Source organism: Nonomuraea sp. NPDC004354, assembly GCF_053602555.1.
Genome location: NZ_JBSGDV010000018.1, coordinates 163,790 through 183,047, shown reverse-complemented (window position 1 = coordinate 183,047; position 19,258 = coordinate 163,790). Strand labels below are relative to the sequence as shown.

The following is a 19,258-nucleotide window of genomic DNA, read 5'->3' as shown; positions in this document are numbered from 1 at the left end:
GGGCGGCCGGTGATCAAGGCGCCGATATGGCACGAACCTCACATGCCAACCTATCTCTACCTGGGCGGCATGTCGGGGGGTTCGTCGATGATCGCCGTGGTGGCCGGGTTCGCCGGGCACCACCGGCTCGCGCGCGCGGCCCGGATCGCGGCGGCACTCGGGGCGGCCGCCGGCGCCGGCCTCCTCGCCGCCGAGCTGGGCAGGCCCGAACGCTTCCTCAACATGCTGCGGGTGTTCAAGCCGACCTCGCCGATGAGCGTGGGCTCCTGGATCCTTGCCGCCCAGGGAGGGCTGTCGGCGGTCGCCGCCGCCACCGAGCTGGCCGGGATCCTGCCCGTGGTGGGCGACGCGGCGGTCCTCGCCACGGGCGTGACCGGTCCGCTGACCGCCACCTACACCGCCGTCCTGGTCGCCGACACCGCCGTGCCGGCCTGGCACGACGCCTACAGGGAGCTGCCGTTCCTGTTCGCAGGGAGCGCGCTGGCCAGCGCCGGGGCGGTGGGCATGCTGGCGACGCCCCGCGCCGAGGCCGGTCCCGCCCGCGTGGTGGCGGTGCTCGGGGCCGCCATGGAGACCGTCTCCGGCGCGGTGATGGAGCGCAGGCTGGGGCCGGTCGGCGAGCCGTACCGGCTGGGGAGGGCGGGCCGCCTGATGCGCGCCGCCCGCGCGCTGACGGCCGGTGGCGGGCTGTTCGCCGCGGTCGCGGGGCGCAGCCGTACGCTCACCGCCCTGTCCGGCCTGGCCCTCACGGCCGGCGCCCTGTGCACCCGCTTCGGCATCCTGGCGGCGGGCAGGGCCTCGGCCGCCGATCCGAGGTACACGGTCGTACCGCAGCGGCAGCGCCTCGACGGAGAGCGGCCCGCCTGATCGGCCTTACCCGCCTGCGCGTAGGTTCTCCCTTGGAGGCGTGTGGGCGCCTGGTGGCCCCCGCGGTCTTCAAAACCGACGAGGCCGAGGTCATCGGCCTGGCGGGTTCGATTCCCGTCCGCCTCCGCTCTATTTTCGAAGGGTGGACCCACGAAGGCAGGTGCCACGCACCGACGCCGTGCTCGCCGACCCGCGCCTGGTCGCGGCGGGCGGGCGGCTGGGCCGGTCGGTCGTCAAGGACGCGGTGGCGCGGGCCCAGCAGCGGGCGCGGCTCGGCGAGATCACCGCCGAGGAGGTCGCGGACGAGGCCGTGGCGGCGCTCCCCCCACAGGCCGCGAGCCTGCGCGCGGTGATCAACGCGACCGGCGTGCTGATCCACACCAACCTCGGCCGGGCACCGCTGTCGCCCGCCGCGGTCGAGGCGATGGCGGCCGCCGCCGGAGCCGCCGACGTGGAGTTCGACCTGGAGACCGGCGTCCGGGCCCGCCGCGGGCGCGGCGCGCTGGACGCGCTCGCGCGCGCCGTGCCGGCCGCCGAGGACGTGCACGTCGTCAACAACAACGCCGCGGCGCTCGTCCTGGTGGCCACCGCGCTCGCCGCGGGCCGGGAGATCGTGATCAGCCGCGGCGAGCTGGTGGAGATCGGCGACGGGTTCCGCATCCCCGACCTGCTGGTCTCCACGGGGGCGCGGCTGCGCGAGGTCGGCACGACCAACCGCACCTCCTTCGGCGACTACGCGGCGGCCGTGGGACCGCAGACCGGATGCGTGCTCAAGGTGCACCCGTCGAACTTCCGGATCGAGGGTTTCACCGGCTGCGCCGAGGTGCCGGAGCTCACCGGGCTGGGTGTGCCCGTCGTGGCCGACATCGGCTCCGGCCTCCTCACCCGCGAGCCGCTGCTGCCCGCCGAGCCTGACGCGACCACCATGCTCGAGTCCGGGGCGGATCTCGTGACCGCCAGCGGCGACAAGCTGCTCGGCGGGCCGCAGGCGGGACTCCTTCTCGGCCGCCACGACCTGGTCGAACGATGCAGGCGGCATCCCCTCGCCCGCGCGCTGCGAGTCGGCAAGCTGACGCTGGCGGCGCTGGAGGCCACGCTCCGGGGTCCCGCCGTCCCCGTCCGCCAGGCGCTGCACGCCGATCCGGCGGCGCTCGCCGACCGGGCCGAGGCGCTCGCCGGCACGCTGGCGGGCGCCGGGGTCGACGCGCGAGCCGTACCGAGCGAGGCCGCCGTGGGAGGTGGGGGAGCGCCCGGGGTCACGCTGCCGAGCGCCGCGGTGAGCTTGCCCGAACGGCTCGCCGCTCCGCTGCGCACCGGCGATCCGCCGGTCGTCGGCCGCGTCCAGGGCGGGCGGCTGCTGCTCGACCTGCGCACCGTTCCCCGCGACAGGGACGGCGACGTGGCCCGCGCGATCCTCGAGGTGAGCGGCTGATGCACGTCGTCGCCACCGCCGGTCACGTCGATCACGGCAAGTCCACGCTGGTGCGGGCGCTCACCGGGATGGAGCCCGACCGGCTGGAGGAGGAGCGGCGGCGGGGGCTGACGATCGAGCTGGGCTACGCCTGGACGGCCCTGCCCTCGGGGCGGCGCCTCGCCTTCGTGGACGTTCCCGGCCACGAGCGGTTTCTCGGCACGATGCTGGCCGGGGTAGGTCCCGTGCCGGCCGTCCTGTTCGTGGTGGCCGCCGACGAGGGCTGGATGCCGCAGTCCGAGGAGCACCTGGTGGCGCTGGAGGCCCTCGGCGTACGGCACTGCCTGCTCGCGGTGACCCGCGCCGACCTCGCCGACCCGGGCCAGGCGATCGAGCAGGCGCGGACCCGCCTGGCCGCCGCGGGGCTGGAGGGCGCGGGCCCGGATGCGGGCGGATCGGGCCTGGATGCGGGCAGGTCGGGCGGGTCGGGCGGCGTCGAGGCGGTCGGGGTGAGCGGGCGCACCGGTCAGGGACTCGGCGAGCTGCGGGAGGCACTGGACCGGCTGGTCGCCCGGCTTCCCTCGCCCGATCCGCGGGCACCGGTCCGGCTGTGGATCGACAGGGTGTTCACCGTGACCGGCAGCGGCACGGTCGTGACCGGGACCCTGCCCGAGGGCACGATCTCGGTGGGCGACGACCTGGCTCTCGGTGGCGAAGCGGTACGGGTGCGGGCGCTGGAGTCCCTCAAGGAGCCACTGGCCGCGGTGACGGGCGTCGCCAGGGTGGCGGTGAACCTGCGGGGCCGCGGACTTCCCGAGCGAGGCCTGGCCCTGGTCACCCCCGGCCGATGGACGTTCACGGACCTGGTGGACGTCCGGATCTCACCGGTCGGAGCGCTCCGGGATCCCGGCCGCGGTCCGGGCGGCGGCGACGAGGGGCGGCGCCTGCCCAGGCGGCTGATCGCGCACATCGGGTCGGCGGCGGTGGCGTGCGAGGTACGGCCGCTCGGCGGCCGTGTCGCGCGGCTGCGCCTGGCCGGCCCGCTCCCGCTCCACCTCGCAGATGTGCTGCTGCTGCGCGACCCCGGCCGCGACCGGGCCGAGGTGCGGGTGCTGGCCGCGGCGAGCGTGCTCGACGTGCGCCCGCCGGCGCTCGGCCGCCGGGGCGCGGCGCGGGCGCACGCCGCACGGCTCGAGTCGGCCACGCCGGACGCGGCCTCCGCCCTGCGCACCCACCGGCTGCTGCGCGCCGCCGACCTGACCGCCATGGTCCGGACGCCCGGCGGGCAGCCGGTCTGCGGCGACTGGTACGCCGACCCCGATCATTGGGAGGAGCTGGCCGGGCGGCTGACCGGGGTGGCCCGGCGGTACGCGGCCGAGCACCCGCTCGATCCCGGCATGCCGCTCGAAGCGGCCCGGCACGAGCTCGCCCTGCCCGACCGGCGGCTGGTCGCCGCGCTGGTACGGCCGCCGCTCACTCTCGGCGAGGGCCGGATCCTCACCCGGCCTCCCGGGCTGCCCACACAGGTGGCCAGGGCGGTCGAGCGGCTGACGGCCGAGCTGTCCGCGCATCCCTTCCAGGCGCTGGAGGCCCGGCGCCTGACCCAGCTGGGGCTCGGGATCCGGGAGCTGGCGGCGGCCGTACGGGCGGGACGCCTGCTACGCGTGGCCGAAGGCGTCGTGCTGCTGCCCGGCGCGGACGCCAGGGCGGCGGAGCTGCTGAGACGGCTGCCGCAGCCCTTCACGGTCAGCCAGGCCCGGCGCGCCCTCGACACCACCCGAAGGGTCGCGGTGCCGCTGCTGGAACACCTCGATCGGAGCGGGGTCACCGAACGGGTGGACGATGTCCACCGCCGCTGCCGTTGACCCCATGAACGACACCGTGGGACGCGCGGGCCGAGACGCCGCGCGGGGAGCGGCGGCCTCGACCTGGACGACGTCATCCTGGTCGGGCACTCGGCGGGCGGCGCCGAGGTCGCCCGCTACGTGGCCCGGCACGGGGAGGACCGCATCGCCGGTGCCGCCTTCGTCTCCGCCGTCCTGCCCTACCTCAAGCTGACCGACGACAACCCCGAAGGTGTGCCGGAGGCGGCTCTGCAGGCCACTCTCCAAGCCTTCCGGGCCGACCGGCCCCAGTGGTTCGCCCGGCAGGCGCAGGCCTGGTTCGCCACCCACCTCGACGAGGTGTCGCCGGCCATGATCGAGCACACCGTCGCCCAGTGCCTGTCGGCCTCCCCGTGGGCGACGGCCAAGCTCTTCGAGGCGATGTTCCACGAGACTCGCCGCCGGCCTCAAGAAGCGGAGCCGGCCGCTGCCCCGCCCATGAGGCGCTCGGCGAAGGCGGACATCTGATCGCGCTGCTCGTCCGGTTCGGTGGCGCCGGAGCTGACGACGATACGGGTCACGCCCTGTTCGGCGAGGGCCGCGACCTGCTCTTCGGAGATGTCCATCGACGCGGACCGGGTGTACTCCAGCGCCGCCGGATCGCGTCCCGCCTCCACGGCGGTCTTCCTGGCGAGGTCCAGCTGAACGGCCCGCTCGTCGGGGTGGAGCGCGCCGCCGGGGAAGAACCCGTCGCCGCGCAGCCCGGCGCGGCGGGCGGCCGCCCGGCTCGACCCGCCGACGTGGATGGGCAGGTGCGTGACCCCGTAAGGCTTCGGGAAGCTGCTCAGGTTCTCGAAGGCGAAGAACTCCCCGGCGAAGCTGACGCCTTCCTCGCCGCCCTGCCAGAGCAGCCGCAGCACGTCGATCGCCTCGTCGGCCCGGCGGCCGCGGGTGGCGTAGTCGACGCCCACCGCCTGGGCCTCGCCGGGCAGCGCCCCCAGCCCCACGGTCAGCAGCCGCATCCGCCCCTTCGACAGCACGTCGATGGTGGCCAGGCGTTTGGCGAGGGTCACCGGGTGGTGGTAAGGCAGCAGCAGCACGCCCGTGCCGAGCAGGATCCGGCTGGTGTGCGCGGCGGCGAAGCCCAGGCAGTCGAGCGGGTCACCGTACGGCAGCGACGGCGGCATGGCGAAGGATCCGATGGTCGCCCCGGGGTACAGCACGATGTGCTCCGGAACGTACAGGGACTCGAAGCCGCATTCCTCGGCGTGCCGGGCGTAGGCGGCGAGCTTGTCTGGGTCGACCCCGTGATACGGCGTGCTGTAACTGATCCCGAACTTCATGGCGGCCACGCTAGAACGTTGACACCAGCGTCAAGGCAAAACCCGTGAGGCCCCACACCCGCCGGCAGGCAAGCCGGACGCGGGCTCGCCGGCGCTCGACGACCAGCTCGCCGAACACCCGCTCTCCAGCCGCTCGACGGTGGCGCCTGGAGGCCGGGCCGACGGCGTTGTCGTCGTGGCGTGCGGGGTCGGCTGGTGAGGGCTTCCGGATTCGGGACCTCGTGGACCGGGAGATTGATATAAGAGTCTGGTGATCACCAACCCGCGCCCGTTAAGGCCGTCCGATCCCCTTCACGTGGCGTCGTACCGGCTCGTGGGTCTGCTGGGTGAAGGCGGGCAGGGAGCGGTCTACCTGGGCGTCGCTCCCGACGGCGGTCAGGTGGCGGTCAAGGTACTGCACGCCCGCCTCGTCCAGGACGCCGAAAGCCGCCGCCGGTTCGTCCGGGAGGTGAACACGGCGCGCAGGGTGGGACCGTTCGGTACGGCACGCGTCGTGGACGTCGACATCGAGGGAGATCAGCCGTACATCGTCAGCGAGTACATCTCCGGTGAGTCCTTGCAGCAGCTGATCAGCCGGGAGGGGCCTCGCGACGCGGGCGGGATGCGCCGCCTGATGCTGGCCACCGCGGCCGCGCTGCAGGCCATCCACGAGTCCGGCATCGTGCATCGTGACTTCAAGCCGAGCAACGTGCTGCTGGCGCTGGACGGCCCCCGGGTCATCGACTTCGGTATCGCCCGGGCGCTCGAGGGCACGACCATGCTCTCGAGCGCGATCGTCGGCACCCCTCCGTACATGTCTCCCGAACAGCTCGCGGGAAAGGACGTCGAGCCGAGCTCCGACGTGTTCTCCTGGGCCGTCACGATGGTGTTCGCGGCCACCGGCCGACCGGCCTTCGGCCAGGACAGCATTCCCGCGGTGTTCAACCGCATCCTCAACCGGCAACCCGATCTGGACGGCGTTCCGGACGAGCTGAAGGGCCTGCTCTCGGCGTGCCTGGCCAAAGACCCGCGGGAGCGCCCGAGCGCCGGCCAACTGCTGCAGCGCATCCTGGGCCATCACGAGCCGACGCTCGCCCTTCCGGCGCCGCCCTCCGCTGACCGGCCGTTCGGCCTGGCCTTCGTCGCCCAGCTCGTCGTGATGCTGGCCACTCCCGTGATCGGCTTCGCCGTCCATTACGGCTACGGCGCGGACCCGGACGGCGGCCTGTCTCCGATCCCCTTCCCGTGGGTGGACGACGGGATTCCGTTCTGGCCCGGCATGATCGCATGGATCGTCATCGGGAGCCTGATCACGCTGGCGCTGCGGTTCGCGGCGAAACGGAGCTGACACGTGGACGTCGAAGGTCTCATCATCGCCCTGTTCGCGCTGGCCGGACTCGCCGGTTCGGCCTGGCTCTTCATCGTCAAGAGGAGACGCTTCCTCTCCGAGCATCGCCTCCTGGTGGCTGTCACCGTCCTGCCGTTGCAACCGATCCTGATCACCGGGCTGGCGGTGTTGTTGATCACGCAATGGGGTCGGCTCGAGCTCAGCGGGGTGATGCTCGGCGTCCTCGCCTACGTCAACGGGCTCGTCGCCTTCGCCCTGGTCGTGGCGGTGCAGGACCTGCGGCAGGCGCGACGCCGACGCGGAGTCGACCACGTCTCTTCTCCGCACCCCACCGATGGCGGGACCGGGGGGTTCCGGGGCTGACGTCGGCGGCCCCGGGCGACCGCCCGATCAGCACGATCGGGCGGTCGACACCGCTGGCAGGGCACCTTCACGTAGCGCCGGGGTGAGGTCAGCGCAGGCGGGCCTCGATGGCCTCGATGATCCGCGGCCGCAGTTCCGCGGCGCGGATGACGGCGTCGACGGAACCCACCTCGACCGCCCGCTGGATGTTGTGCACGCGGTCGAACTCCGCGGCCACCTCGCCGAGCTTCTCCGCGCGGACCGACGAGCGGAGCTCGTCCAGCTCCGCGGTCAACGCGGCCCGGTCGGCGCCGGCGGCGGCCGCGACGCGGGCCTCCAGGTCCCGCACGCGCGGGTCGGCCGCGGTGCGGGCGTCGACCTCGCCGGAGAACACCACCGCGGCGGCGGGGGCGCCGCCGAGCACCGAGGCGAACGAGCCTTCCAGCGCGAGCACGGTCATGTTCGGGTTCAGCGCCTTCGAGAAGACCACGAACGCGCCGCCGTGGTACCGCGAGATCACGCAGAACACGATGGGCCCGCGGAAGTTCACGATCGCGCGGCCGATCTCGGCGCCGTACTCCAGTTGCAGCTTCCGCATCGACTCCGGCGAGCCGTCGAAGCCCGACAGGTTCGCCAGCACCACCAGCGGCCGGTTGCCGCTGGCCGCGTTGATCGCCCGCGCGGCCTTCTTCGACGACCGCGGGAACAGGGTGCCCGCGGTGTAGGTGTCCGGGCCGTCGGTGGGAGGGAAGCCGCGCCGCGGTATCGCCCGCGACTCGATGCCGAGCAGGCACACCGGCATGCCGCCGAGATGGACGTCCTGCACCACCGCGGTCTCCGCGTCGGCCATGCCCGCCCAGCGTTCGAGCACCGGGTGGTCCTGGTCGGACAGCGCCCGCATCACGGTTCGGATGTCGAACGGCTTCTTGCGGTCCGGGTTGGCCTCGGCGGAGAAGATCTGACCGACCGAGGTGAAGTCACTGCCCGCCACAGCGTGCGGGAAGTCGGAGACGTCGCGGTCGACGGGGTCGGTCGTCGTCGCCCGCCGCGGCGCCTGCTCGCCAGGCGCGACGTAGGTGTGGTCGTAGTGCGACATCAGCACGTCGCGCGCGGCGGTCAGGTTCGGCGCCCAGTACTGCGCCTGCCCGTTCGGGCCCATCACCCGGTCGTAGCCGCCGATGCCGAAGTTGTCCTCGGCCGAGACGCCACCGGAGAAGTCGAGCGACTGCTTGCCGGTGAGCACCATCGCCGAGTCCGGCGTCATCACCAGGATGCCCTTGGTGTGCATGAGCATCGTCGCCTCGGCGTTCCAGTACGGCTGCGCGCCGACGTTGATGCCCGCGACCACGATGTTGATCTCGCCGCCGTCCTGGGTGAACTCGACGATCCGCTTGAGCGCCGCGGCCACCCAGTCCATGTTCTCGGTGCCCGACGCCATGGAGATGCGCGCGCCGGACGACAGCGCGTACCACTCCAGCGGCACCCGCATCCGCTCGGCCAGGTCCAGCGCGGCGATCACGCGGCGGCACTCCGGCTCCGACAGCGCGCCGAGCGACTTCGTCGGGTCGCCGAGCAGCACGACCCTGGTGAGGCCCTCGGGGTGCCGCGCGGTCGGCGTGGAGACCACGCCGGCCACGATCGCCGCGCTGTTGCGCCCCTTCGGCCGGTCGACCGGCACCAGCGTGTGGGCGTCGTCGAGGTCGTGCTCGACGAAGTCGCCGAGCAGGCCGGTCAGCTCGTACGGGTAGACCGTGTTGCGGCTGCTCGCGCGCAGGACCTTCTGCCGGTAGTCGTCGAGCGGCTCGATGGGCTCGTCCGACGGCTCGCCGATGGTCAGCTCGGTGCCGCCGGTGGCGTCGAGGGAGATGCGCACGGCGATCTTGGTCAGCTCGCCGGTCTCCTGGTCGCGCTGCCGTCCGATGAACAGGGTCTCCTCCAGCCCTGCGCCCACGGTCGTCGGCAGGACGCGCCGGGCGATCATCTCCAGCTCCGCGCGGGTGATGTTGCTGGGCGGCCAGACGTAGATCACGATCCGGTTGGTGTTGAGGCGCTTGTTCGACGGCCGCCGCGACTGGGCGCGGCGGATCGAGTCGACGCAGGCGGCGATGGTGTCCTCGGCCGTCGGCAGCGCGACCAGCCTGCCGTCGTGCTCGCGCAGCTCGGTCAGGTCACGCACCTGTGCGAACGCGACGAGGCGCTCGTCAGAACGGTTCTCCCGCGCCACGCACTGGAAGAGGTAGACCTCCTCGTCAGACGACGGCAGCCGGGTGAGGTCGAACTTGCCCAGCCGCTCCATCTGCATCCGCTGCGCGATGTACGGATGCAGACCGCGGATCAGCCGCTCCTCGGTCATGCCGGTGGCCGACGGGCGGAAGGTGAAGTGGTGGTGCATCACCGCGCCGCGGCTGCCCGCGACGGTGGCGGTGAGCCTGCGGACCTGGCTCGGCATCGGGTGCGCGCTGATCACCTCGTGCAGCGCGGCCGCCATCGCGTCGGAGTCCTCGGGCTGCTCCTCCCACGCGAGATAGATGTCGGCGTCGATGGCGTCCTCGCCGCTCGCGAGCTCGGCGAGCCCGCGCAGCGCGCTGCCCAGCGCTTCGAAGCTCACCGCGGCGGATGCCACACATGAGCCCGCGCGCTCGGCGACCACGAACGTGCAGCCCGCGCCCGCGCTGGTGCGGACACCGGTGAGAGCCTTGTTGCCGTAGTAGCGCCGGGTCAGCACCTCCAGCATGATCGTGTTGTCCAGGTCGGCGCGGATGAGCCGCTGGCCGAGCAGCCGCACCAGCGGCTCGGTGCTGCGCACCATCTCGGCGATGCGCTCGGCGCGGTCCGGGGCGTCCGGGTGCGCGTCCAGGTGGCGCAGGTGCTTGCGGACACTGGCGTAGACGCGGGCGCGGTTGCGGCGCAGCAGCGGCTGGCCGAACCAGGCGAACACCACGCCGCGCGCGAGGTCGGCGACCACGGGGAAGCGGACCTGCGTCGCGGCCACCAGCCGTTCCAGCGCGAGGCCGGCGGGCTCGCGCAGCGTCTCGTCCGGCGGCGCCTCCCGCAGCCACGCGCGCAGCAACGTCGCGACGGCCGTGGCGTCGGCGGACGCGCGTTGCAGGGCGAGGAAGATCCGGAACACCGCGGCTTCGAGCTCGGGGGACGGCTCCAGCCCGGTGACACCGTAGTGCCCGAGCGCCTTGGCGAGCTTGTCCTGGAACGCCTGCGGCAGCCCGGCCCGCTCGACGTCGAGGCTCTGCAGGTAGGTGTGGAAGTACTCGCGGGCGCTGCGCACGTGGCCGTCGCCGCCGCCGTCCTCGCTCGCCGGCCGGTTACGGCTCAGCTCGGCGAGGTCGGCGAACACCTCGATCAGCTCGAGCTCCTCGGTCAGCGGCCGGTGGCCGTCCTCGCCGGCGGCCCGCCGCGCGGCGAGGTAGTCGTCGAGCACCCGGCTTTCGTCGTGCGGGTCGACGTCGAAGCCCAGCAGCAGGCTGCGCAGGTCCTCCTGACCACGCGTGGTGCGCTCCCGCACCGGGACCTCCGCCGGCGCCGCGGGCAGGTCCAGCTCGACGGACGCGGCGGCCGAGGAGTGCTCGACCGCGGTGTCGGCGAGCGGCTCCAGCCGCAGCAGCGGTGCCCCCGTCTCCACCTTGCCGCCCACGGACACGACGCATTCCTTCAGCCGCGCCTTGAACGGCGCCCGCAGCACCGTCTCCATCTTCATGCTCTCGAGCACCATCACCGGCTCGCCCGCCTCGACCTCGGCGCCGACCTCCAGCGGCGTGGCCACGACCAGCGCGGGCGCGGGCGAGCGGACGACGCCGCCCTCGTCGCGGCTGACCCGGTGCGTCACGCCGTCCACCTCGATCACATGGATCGGCCCGTGCGTGCCGGTGAGCAGGCGGTACCGGGCGCCGTTGACGACGATCTGCCCGGTGTGCCGGTCGAAGCGGTCGAGCTCGACGTCGGCGGTACGGACGTCGTCACCCGCGTGGACGCCGACGCGGAAGCGATGCGCGCCGACCCGCGCGACCCGCACGCGGTATCCGACGCCACGCAGCTTGAGGTCCAGCGGCCGGCCGCTCTCGTGCTGCACCTGCGGGCGTCCGCCGAACGCCGTCGACAGCAGCCGCTGCCGCTCGACGCGTTCCTCCTCCTCGTACGCCTCGATGGCGGCGGCCGCCAGCGCGACGCCGGAGTGGCGGTGCGAGACGAGCCTGCCCTCGCCGCGGACACGGTCGATCCAGCCGGTGTCCGCGCTGGCGTCGATCACCTCGGGCTGGTCGAGCAGGTCGAGCACGAAGCTCTTGTTCGTCGCGCCACCCTCGATGATCACCGAGGTCTGCGCCATCGCGCGGCGCAGCCGGCCGAGCGCCTCGTCGCGATCGCGGCCGTAGGCGATGATCTTCGCGATCATCGAGTCGAAGTCGGCGGGGATGGTGTCGCCCTCGCTGACGCCGGTGTCCACGCGGATACCGGGCCCGGCGGGCAGGTCCATCCGCGCGATGCGGCCCGGAGAGGGCGCGAAGTCGCGGTCGGGGTCTTCGGCGTTCAGCCGGGCCTCGATGGCGTGGCCGCGTTCCACCGGCGGGTCGCCTTCGAGCCTGCCGCCTGAGGCCACCCGCAGCTGCGCCTTGACCAGGTCGAAGCCCGTGGTGCACTCGGTGATCGGGTGCTCGACCTGCAGGCGGGTGTTGACCTCGAGGAAGGCGAAGAGCTTGTCACCGGGGTGGTAGAGGAACTCGACGGTCGCCGCGCCGCTGTAGCCGACCGCGACGGCCAGTCGTTCGGCCGACCTCTTGAGCTCGGCCGCCTGCGCGGGGCTGAGCACCGGCGACGCCGACTCCTCGATGACCTTCTGGTTGCGCCGCTGCACCGAGCAGTCGCGCACGCCGAGCGCCCACGCGGTTCCCTGGCCGTCGGCGATCACCTGGACCTCGACGTGCCGGGCGCCGGTGACCAGCCGCTCCAGGAACACGATGCCGCTGCCGAACGCCCGCGCGGCCTCCTGGCTGGTGCGCTCGTAGGCGTCGGCGAGCTCGGCGTCGCTCGTGATCACGCGGATGCCGCGCCCGCCGCCCCCCGCGGTCGCCTTCAGCATCAGCGGATAGCCGATCTCGGCCGCCGCCGCCAAGGCGGCGTCCAGGGTCTCGACCGGCCCCCGGCTCCACGGCGCGACCGGCACGCCGACCTCCTCGGCGATCAGCTTCGCGCCGATCTTGTCGCCGAGCTTGCGCATCGCCTCCGCGCTCGGCCCGACGAACGTGACCCCGATCTCGTCGCACAGCTCCGCGAACGCCGGGTCCTCCGCGACGAAGCCCCAGCCGACCCACGCTGCGTCGGCCCCGGTCTCCACCAGCGCCCGCTCCAGCACCTTCAGGTCGAGATACGGGCGCGCGGACGCGGGTCCGAGGTCGTAGGCGATGTCGGCCTCGCGCACGAACGTGGCGGTGCGGTCGACGTCGGTGTGCAGGGCGACGGTCTCGATCCGAGTCCCGGTCTCCGCGGCGATGTCCCGTACGGCGTGGATGAGCCGCATGGCGGCCTCACCACGGTTGACGATGGCGACACGACTGAACACCCGACCGAGCCCTCCTGTAGACCAACGATGTGCGCGCCGCGACACACGGCGCCCCCCGGCATTGTTCACCCTTCCGTCTACCGGGCCGGCCGCGCTATGTCGCAGACAGCGCACGCTACCCGGCCCGAGTTGTGGGAAAGCCACCAAAACCGTCGGCCGCTCCGGCCCGACCAGGGCATGTGCGAGGGGAGTGGGCGACTCCCGTCCGTCAAGGCGCCGTCACGCCTCGCGGTCGCGACCGCCGGGCTGAGCCGGGGTGGACGAGTCACCTGACCGCGGCACGCCGGCCCACCGGCCCACCGGCTCCACCGGCCCTACTGGCTACCCGGTCACCGGCTCCCGAGCTTCCGCAGTGCCTGCTCCGACGCCGAGCCCGGCTCGGCGGCGAACAGGTCCAGCCCGCAGCACGACGGCTCGTCGGGCAGCGCGATGAGCTCGCCGTGAAGGGTCAGTTCGCCCACGACCGGGTGGTGCAGCACGTACGTCCGGGACCGGACCTGCGCGACCGGGTGCTCGGCCCACATCCGCGCGAATTCCGGGCTCAGCCCCAGCATGTGGTCGATGTGCGCCGTGAGCCCGGAGTCCCCGCGATAGCGCCCGAGCAGCACGCGAAGATGCGCCACCTGGTCGCGCGCCGCCCGCTCCCAACCGGCGCGGTGCAGCTCGCGCCCGGAGGGTTCGGTGAACAGCAGGTGCGAGAGCGTGCGGCGGTCCTCAGGCAGCGCGGGGAAGTCCCCGAACACCGCCACGGCGAGCTCGTTCCAGCCGACGATCTGGGTGTGCCTGCCGACCACCAGCGCCGGCGTCATCACGAACGACTCCAGCAGGTAGCGCAACCCCGCGGGCAGAACCGGCGACTCGGTGGCCGTACACGCCAGGGGACGCCGCGCGATCCGGTGCAGGTAAGCCAGCTCGTCGGTGTCCAGGCGCAGCGCCGCACCGACGGCGTCCACGACCTCGTCCGAGACGCTGTCGCCCTTGCCCTGCTCCAGACGCGTGTAGTGGGCGATGCTCACACCCGCGAGCCGGGCCAGCTCCTCACGCCGCAGGCCCGCGACCCGGCGCGCTCCGCCGTAGTCGTGCAGCCCGACGTCCGCCGGACGCAGACGGGCACGGCGTGATTTGAGGAACTCGCTCAGCTCGGTCCGGTCGTCCACGCGACAACCCTACGTGTGAGCGTGCGGTGGGTGATCACGCCGTGAGTACGCAGGACACGGGCCTGGTCGGGTGGTCACGCCGGCTCCAGGCTGTCAGGCGAGCCCGCCACACGCGAGCGGACCGGCCTCGCCGCGCTCGCTCGCCGGCGGCTCCTCTATCGACATCCACCGAACGAACGGAGCGGAGCCGTGTCCCGAACACTCGGACTCATCGGCAGCGGAATGATCGGTTCTTCTGTTGCCCGCCTGGCCGTCGCGGCCGGCCTTGAGGTCGTCCTCAGCAATTCGCGAGGGCCCGAGACACTCGCTGATCTTGTCGCCGAGCTGGGCGAGCACGCCCGGGCGGCCACACCGGCAGAAGCCGCGCGCGCCGCCGACCTGGTGGTGGCGGCCATCCCGTTGCAGGCCTACGAACAGCTCCCCGCCGAAGCCCTGGCCGGCAAGACGGTGCTGGACACGGCGAACTACTACCCCGAGCGGGACGGCCACCTGGCCGAACTTGACGCGGGCGACCTGACCTCCAGCGCCCTGATGCAGCGCCACCTCGCGGGCTCCCAGGTGGTCAAGGCGTTCAACAACATCACCCCGCACCAGCTGGTCACCCTCGCCCGGCCCGCGGGCGCGCCGGACCGCAGCGCCCTGCCCATCGCCGGTGACGACGCGGAGGCCAAGGAAGAGGCCGCCCGGCTGCTGGACGTCCTCGGCTATGACGCGGTGGACATCGGAACGCTTGCCGCCAGCTGGCGCAGTGAACCGAACACGCCGGTGTACATCCAGCCCTATCTCGGCGAGGTGCCCGCCATGAACGTCGAGGACTTCCTCCGCTGGACTCTCCAGACTCCCGGCGTCGTCGTTCCGGCGTCACAGGTCGGCGACCTGGCCGAGACCGCGGTTCGCCAAGCGGCGGGCGAGGCCAGGCTGCCGAGCGTCGACTGACTCCGCACCCCATCGAGGCGGCGCGTCGCCGGGGTGCGGTGATCTCCTCGGCGCGCCCTTCACCCTCCGGCCGCGCCATCCCGCACGGGCGAACTCAGCAGACAGCCGTCCGCTTCGCGGACTCCGCCGCGAGCAGGGCCGCACCGAGCTGGACGGCGACCAGCGTGCGGATCGGGATCGGGGTGGCCACCGCGTCGGCCTCGGCCTCGGTGAACCATTCGTCGAAGCGCGCACCGAGACGGGCTCGCTCGGCCCGGATGGCGGGCGTGGCGTTGCCCGCGCCGAGCTCGGCGTCGAGCATGCGCAGACAGGTCCCGGTGTACCTCAGCCGCATGCTGTGCACGAGCTGCCGGTTGCCCACCACCTCGGCCACCGTGGCGGGCCGGTCGGTGCCGGGGAAGGTCTCCCATTCGCCGATGAAGTCGTCGTGGGCGGCGACGAAGTCCTCGAGGGCGTCGCGGAAGGGCGAGCGCACCCTCAGGTCGGCCCTGACGGCGGAATGGGACCGCGCCAGCTCGGCGATCAGGGCGCGCTGCCCGGCCAGGTTGGCCTGGATCGCCTCGCTGTAGGTCTGCTCGGTGGGGGTCTGGTCGGCGACGCGGGGGTCGGCCCAGTAGGGCAGTTCGGTCACCAGGTGCAGGGCGTCGAAGCGGTCGGCGTAGTCGACGCTTCCGCCGCCGATGCCGTAGGCCGCCGCGATGTGGGCGCCTCTCGGGGTCATGTAGGCGGCCGGGCCGATCGGGACGGCGCTCGGCACCTCGGGCGGGCCCATGTGCAGCGGCAGGCCCTGGGCGGTCGCGATCGCGGTCAGGCGGGCGGCGAGCGCGGGGTCGTCCTTGCTGAGGTAGTAGAACGCGCCCTGGAGTTCGCCGTTGTGCAGGGAGTAGACGAAGGCGGGCTTGACCTCGTCCATCAGCCGCATCAGCGCCTCGGTCTCAGGCAGGGTGCGGTCGAAGAAGTAGTCCTCGCCGGCCAGCGGGAAGGTCCATTCGACCTGGTCGGCTTCGGCGGGGCGGTAGAAGTGCTCGGCGTAGGCGCGGCGGTCGCTCGGCCGCGAGTACCAGCCCTCGTTGAGCCGGGCGCCGTCGGGGTCGGCGCACGGGACGAGGTGCCAGCGGTAGCCGAAGTCCTCGCGCAGCGAGGCGTCCTCGACGAGCTGGCGCAGCAGGCTGCTGACGGTGAGCGCGCCGATGGGCTCGTTCGGGTGGGGCCCGCCGATGATCACGGCGTCGTGAGGGCCGGAGCCGATGGTGGCCGCGCGCAGCGGCTCACCCAGCCGCGAGGTGCCGATGCGGCGCAGCCGTACCAGATCGGGGTGGGCGGCGGCCAGCTCGTCGAGCTCGGCATGCATCTGGTCCACGGTGGGGAACGCGGTGTAGTCGGGCACTCGGCTCATGTGGTGGGCGACGTCCATCTCCGACCTCCTGATAAACTGGATTATTCTAGTAAACCAGATTATCTTTACGGCATGCAGGAGATGTCATGCGGCTGACCAGAGCGGAAAGTAAAGCGGCCAACAAGCGCGCGCTGCTCGAGGCGGCGCGCGAGATCGTCGGCCGGGACGGCTCCAAGGCGAAGCTCGAGGACATCGCCGAGCTGGCCGGCCTGACCACCGGCGCGGTCTACTCACTGTTCGGCGGCAAGAACGACCTGATGGTCGCCATGGTCGACGACTACACCGGGCCGCTCGACCTGCGTTCGGTCGAGGCCGCCGCGCCCGGCATGCCGCTGGAGGAGATCGTGGCCGAGGTCGCCCGCGGGTTCCTGCGCATGTCGGCCGACCCCGAGGCCACCGGCAAGCTCCTGTTCGAGACGCGGGTGCTCGACCTCGTACTCAACGATCCGGCACTGCTCGGCAAGCTCAACGCCTCGACCAGGTCGATCGAGGCCGGGCTCGCCGCGCTGTTCACCGGCAGTGCGTACGGCGGGGCGCCCGTCACGGCCGAGCAGGCGGTGCGCCTGGCCCGCGCGCTCAAGGCTCTGCTGTCCGGGCTCGGGCTGGCCGCCGTGCTCGGCACCCACGACGGCTCCGAGGAGTTCTTCGTCGCCACCGCGCAGGCGCTGATCACGCATGAGGTGCTCGGCCCGGCCTGAACCACGGCCGAGGGTTCGGGGGGAACACGCGGCCACACATCACCCCACCCGAAAGGCACGACCATGCGCAGATCCGGCTTCGGCGTCATCGGTGCGCCGGTGTTGTTCATCGGCGTTCTCCAACTGTTGGAGATCATGCTCTCGCCCGCGCTCCCGCTCATCCAGCAAGACCTGTCGGCCCCGCCCGGCGCGCTCGCGTGGATCTTCACCGGCTCGCTGATCAGTTCGGCGATCAGCACCCCGATCGTCGGCCGCCTGGCCGACATGTACGACAAACGCCTGCTGCTGCTCGTCGTGATGGCGATCAGCAGTGCCGGAGTGCTCATCGCCGGCCTGGCGCCCAACGTCACCGTGCTGATCGTGGGCATGGCGGTGGAGGGCGTCTGGCTGGGCGTGCTGCCCCTGACCGTGGGGCTGTTCCGCGACACCCTCGAGCCCGAGCGGGGCGCCACCGGCAACGGCCTGGTCATCGGCGTGTCCGCCCTGGCCGGAACGCTCGGTCTCATCCTCGCCGGGCCGATCACCGCGGCGCTCGGCTACCGGTCGCTGTTCTTCCTGACTCTGGCCGGTGCGCTGGTGGCCGGGCTCTGGGCCTGGCGCGTGGTGCCCGCGACGTCCCGCGCGGCCTCCGGGCGGGTCGACTGGGCCGGCGGGCTGCTGCTCGCCGGCGGGCTCGCCGTGCTGATGCTGGGCCTGACCGCCGCCTCCAGCTGGGGCTGGACGGCTCCCGCCACCCTTGCCCTGTTCGCGGCCGCGGCGCTGACGCTGGGCCTGTGGGCGGTCGTCGAGCTGCGCACCCGAGACCCGCTCGTGGACCTGCGGCTGCTGGCCGGGCGCTCTCCCGCCGGAGTGACCGCGATGGGGTTCGTGTTCGGCTTCGCCTCCTTCGGGCTCGTGGTCGCCCTGCCGATGATGCTGTCGCTGCCCGTCGAGACCGGGTACGGCCTGGGCGCCGACACGCTGTGGATCGGGATCTACATGGTCCCGCTGGGCGTCGCGGGCACCCTGATCGCGCCGCTGGTCGGGCCGATGACCAGGCTGCTCGGGCGGCGCACCGTGCTGGTGCTCGGCAGCGCGCTCGTCTCGGCCGGCACCGCCGTGCTGGCCTTCTGGCACTCCTCCCCGTGGCAGATCGTGGCCGGGGTGACGATCACGGGACTGGGCCTGTCCATCGGCCTCACCGCCGGGCTCAACGCCGTGGCCGCCGACGTGCCCGCCGACCGCGCGGCCGGCGTCAGCGGCGTGGTCTTCTTCGTCAAGAGCATCGGCGGCACCTTCGGAGCGATGCTCGGCGGCATGGTGCTGGCGGCCGGCACGGTGGCGGGAGTGCCCACCGAGAGCAGCTTCGTCGAGACCTTCCTGCTGTCGGCGGTGCTCGCCCTGCTTGCCGTCGGCGCCGCCCTGGTGATCCCCGCCGTTGGACAGCAGGCCCAAGGCGGGGGCGAAGCTTCGGCCCCGACGACAAAGCCCGCCGTTCACCCGAGTGAAAGCCTGTGACGATGGCAAAGGTTTACATCTCCATCGACATGGAGGGCGTGACGGGCATCGCCACCATGGACCAGGTGGTCCGCGGCGGTCACGGCTACCCCCGGTCGCAACGGCTCATGACCGCCGAGGCCAACGCCGCCATCGAGGGGGCGTTCGCGGCCGGGGCCGAGAGCGTCCTGGTCAACGACAGCCACGGCACCATGGACAACCTCCTGCACGACGAACTCGACCCGCGGGCCCGGCTGATCTTCGGCTCGCCCAAGCTGGACTGCATGGCCGAGGGCATCTCGGCCGAGCACGACGTGGCGATGTTCCTCGGCTACCACGCCGCCGCCGGTTCGCCCGGCGTGCTCGCGCACACCTTCTCCTCGCACTTCCTCGGGGTACGCCTCAACGGCAGGCCCGTCTCCGAGGCGGAGGTCAACGCGCTGCAGGCGGCCGCGGTCGGCGTCCCGGTGGGATTGCTCACCGGTGACGACGTCATCTGCGGCGTCGCGGAGAAGGCGTTCCCCGGCGTGCGTACGGTCGCCGTCAAGGTCGCGCACGGGCACACCGCCGCGGACAGCCTCTCACCCGCCGAGGCCAGGCGGCAGATCCGGGAGGCGGCGGCGGAGGCCGTACGGGGGGCCGGGGAACTGGCGCCGCTCCAGCTGCCGGAGGTGCTCGAGCTCGAGATCGACATGCCCAGCGCGCCCGCGGCCGAGCTGGGGGCGCTGGTCCCGGGCGTGCGCCGGGTCGCCGACAAGACGCTGGCCGCCACCTTCGGCACGCCCACGGAGGTGCTGGGCTGCGTGACGGTCTGCTATCACCTCGCCGCCGACGCCATGATCAGCCGGATGGCCCTGTACGGCCGCCGCTAGCCCGGCCGCCGGTCCGCCGCCGGCGGGATGAGCCGCGCGGA

Annotated in this window: 14 protein-coding genes and 1 tRNA gene; 11 read left to right on the top strand and 4 right to left on the bottom strand. The window is 72.9% G+C overall.

Annotated elements, in window-relative coordinates:
* The first annotated feature begins 42 nt into the window (after nt 1–42).
* From nrfD to ACWENQ_RS36405, 5 genes are all read left to right on the top strand, one after another.
* A complete protein-coding gene (nrfD, locus tag ACWENQ_RS36425) occupies nt 43–867 on the top strand; it encodes an NrfD/PsrC family molybdoenzyme membrane anchor subunit (RefSeq protein WP_452418282.1) in 825 nt (274 codons plus the stop codon).
* 34 nt (nt 868–901) lie between these two features.
* Nucleotides 902–994 (top strand) — tRNA-Sec (locus tag ACWENQ_RS36420).
* Between the two features lie 15 nt (nt 995–1,009).
* Nucleotides 1,010–2,299 carry an L-seryl-tRNA(Sec) selenium transferase gene (gene selA, locus ACWENQ_RS36415; protein WP_449928576.1) on the top strand — a complete coding sequence of 430 codons (1,290 nt, stop codon included), beginning with the start codon at nt 1,010–1,012 and terminating at the stop codon, nt 2,297–2,299.
* Entirely contained in the window at nt 2,299–4,143 is a 1,845-nt protein-coding gene (locus ACWENQ_RS36410) for a SelB domain-containing protein (protein WP_452418281.1), read from the top strand. Before selA ends, ACWENQ_RS36410 begins: the two co-directional genes overlap by 1 nt.
* Nucleotides 4,144–4,206: 63 nt before the next feature.
* Complete coding sequence (locus tag ACWENQ_RS36405; protein WP_452418328.1) at nt 4,207–4,629, top strand: alpha/beta fold hydrolase; 423 nt, start codon at nt 4,207–4,209, stop codon at nt 4,627–4,629.
* On the opposite strand, the gene ACWENQ_RS36400 is transcribed toward ACWENQ_RS36405, so the two are convergent.
* A complete protein-coding gene (locus ACWENQ_RS36400) occupies nt 4,569–5,444 on the bottom strand; it encodes a TIGR03619 family F420-dependent LLM class oxidoreductase (protein ID WP_452418280.1) in 876 nt (291 codons plus the stop codon). The two genes, ACWENQ_RS36405 and ACWENQ_RS36400, sit on opposite strands and share 61 nt — an antisense overlap.
* Nucleotides 5,445–5,694: 250 nt before the next feature.
* Here ACWENQ_RS36400 and ACWENQ_RS36395 point away from each other — a divergent pair, with 250 nt between their 5' ends.
* Together ACWENQ_RS36395 and ACWENQ_RS36390 are read left to right on the top strand one after the other, a co-directional pair.
* Entirely contained in the window at nt 5,695–6,771 is a 1,077-nt protein-coding gene (locus tag ACWENQ_RS36395) for a serine/threonine-protein kinase (protein ID WP_452418278.1), read from the top strand.
* A 3-nt stretch (nt 6,772–6,774) separates the two neighbouring features.
* Complete coding sequence (locus ACWENQ_RS36390) at nt 6,775–7,134, top strand: hypothetical protein (RefSeq protein WP_452418276.1); 360 nt, start codon at nt 6,775–6,777, stop codon at nt 7,132–7,134.
* Between the two features lie 88 nt (nt 7,135–7,222).
* On the opposite strand, the gene ACWENQ_RS36385 is transcribed toward ACWENQ_RS36390, so the two are convergent.
* Complete coding sequence (locus ACWENQ_RS36385; RefSeq protein WP_452418275.1) at nt 7,223–12,682, bottom strand: ATP-binding protein; 5,460 nt, start codon at nt 12,680–12,682, stop codon at nt 7,223–7,225.
* Between the two features lie 329 nt (nt 12,683–13,011).
* The gene (locus tag ACWENQ_RS36380) at nt 13,012–13,839 is read right to left on the bottom strand and encodes a helix-turn-helix domain-containing protein (protein ID WP_449928588.1); all 828 of its coding nucleotides are present in this window, start codon (nt 13,837–13,839) and stop codon (nt 13,012–13,014) included.
* A gap of 189 nt (nt 13,840–14,028) precedes the next feature.
* On the opposite strand from ACWENQ_RS36380, the gene ACWENQ_RS36375 reads away from it, so the two are divergent.
* Nucleotides 14,029–14,775, top strand: a complete 747-nt coding sequence (locus ACWENQ_RS36375; protein ID WP_452418273.1) for an NADPH-dependent F420 reductase — start codon at nt 14,029–14,031, stop codon at nt 14,773–14,775.
* Nucleotides 14,776–14,869: 94 nt separating this feature from the next.
* Here the strand turns inward: ACWENQ_RS36375 and ACWENQ_RS36370 are convergent, their stop codons facing one another.
* On the bottom strand, nt 14,870–16,189 hold the full coding sequence (locus ACWENQ_RS36370) for a M14 family zinc carboxypeptidase (RefSeq protein WP_452418272.1): 1,320 nt from the start codon (nt 16,187–16,189) through the stop codon (nt 14,870–14,872).
* Between the two features lie 68 nt (nt 16,190–16,257).
* On the opposite strand from ACWENQ_RS36370, the gene ACWENQ_RS36365 reads away from it, so the two are divergent.
* The 3 genes from ACWENQ_RS36365 (at nt 16,258) to ACWENQ_RS36355 (ending at nt 19,217) form a co-directional block, all read left to right on the top strand.
* Nucleotides 16,258–16,869 carry a TetR/AcrR family transcriptional regulator gene (locus tag ACWENQ_RS36365; RefSeq protein WP_452418270.1) on the top strand — a complete coding sequence of 204 codons (612 nt, stop codon included), beginning with the start codon at nt 16,258–16,260 and terminating at the stop codon, nt 16,867–16,869.
* Nucleotides 16,870–16,932: 63 nt separating this feature from the next.
* Nucleotides 16,933–18,366, top strand: a complete 1,434-nt coding sequence (locus ACWENQ_RS36360; protein ID WP_452418268.1) for an MFS transporter — start codon at nt 16,933–16,935, stop codon at nt 18,364–18,366.
* A gap of 2 nt (nt 18,367–18,368) precedes the next feature.
* Nucleotides 18,369–19,217: a M55 family metallopeptidase gene (locus ACWENQ_RS36355; RefSeq protein ID WP_449928598.1), complete on the top strand. Its 849-nt coding sequence runs from the start codon at nt 18,369–18,371 to the stop codon at nt 19,215–19,217.
* Nucleotides 19,218–19,258 lie beyond the last annotated feature (41 nt).

Excerpts from the sequence above, each read along its gene's own strand:
- nrfD (WP_452418282.1), top strand. The coding sequence starts at position 43 with ATGCCAACCTATCTCTACCTGGGCGGCATGTCGGGGGGTTCGTCGATG.
- ACWENQ_RS36410 (WP_452418281.1), top strand. The coding sequence starts at position 2,299 with ATGCACGTCGTCGCCACCGCCGGTCACGTCGATCACGGCAAGTCCACG.
- ACWENQ_RS36400 (WP_452418280.1), bottom strand. The coding sequence starts at position 5,444 with ATGAAGTTCGGGATCAGTTACAGCACGCCGTATCACGGGGTCGACCCA.
- ACWENQ_RS36370 (WP_452418272.1), bottom strand. The coding sequence starts at position 16,189 with ATGGACGTCGCCCACCACATGAGCCGAGTGCCCGACTACACCGCGTTC.
- ACWENQ_RS36365 (WP_452418270.1), top strand. The coding sequence starts at position 16,258 with ATGCGGCTGACCAGAGCGGAAAGTAAAGCGGCCAACAAGCGCGCGCTG.
- ACWENQ_RS36360 (WP_452418268.1), top strand. The coding sequence starts at position 16,933 with ATGCGCAGATCCGGCTTCGGCGTCATCGGTGCGCCGGTGTTGTTCATC.
- ACWENQ_RS36355 (WP_449928598.1), top strand. The coding sequence starts at position 18,369 with ATGGCAAAGGTTTACATCTCCATCGACATGGAGGGCGTGACGGGCATC.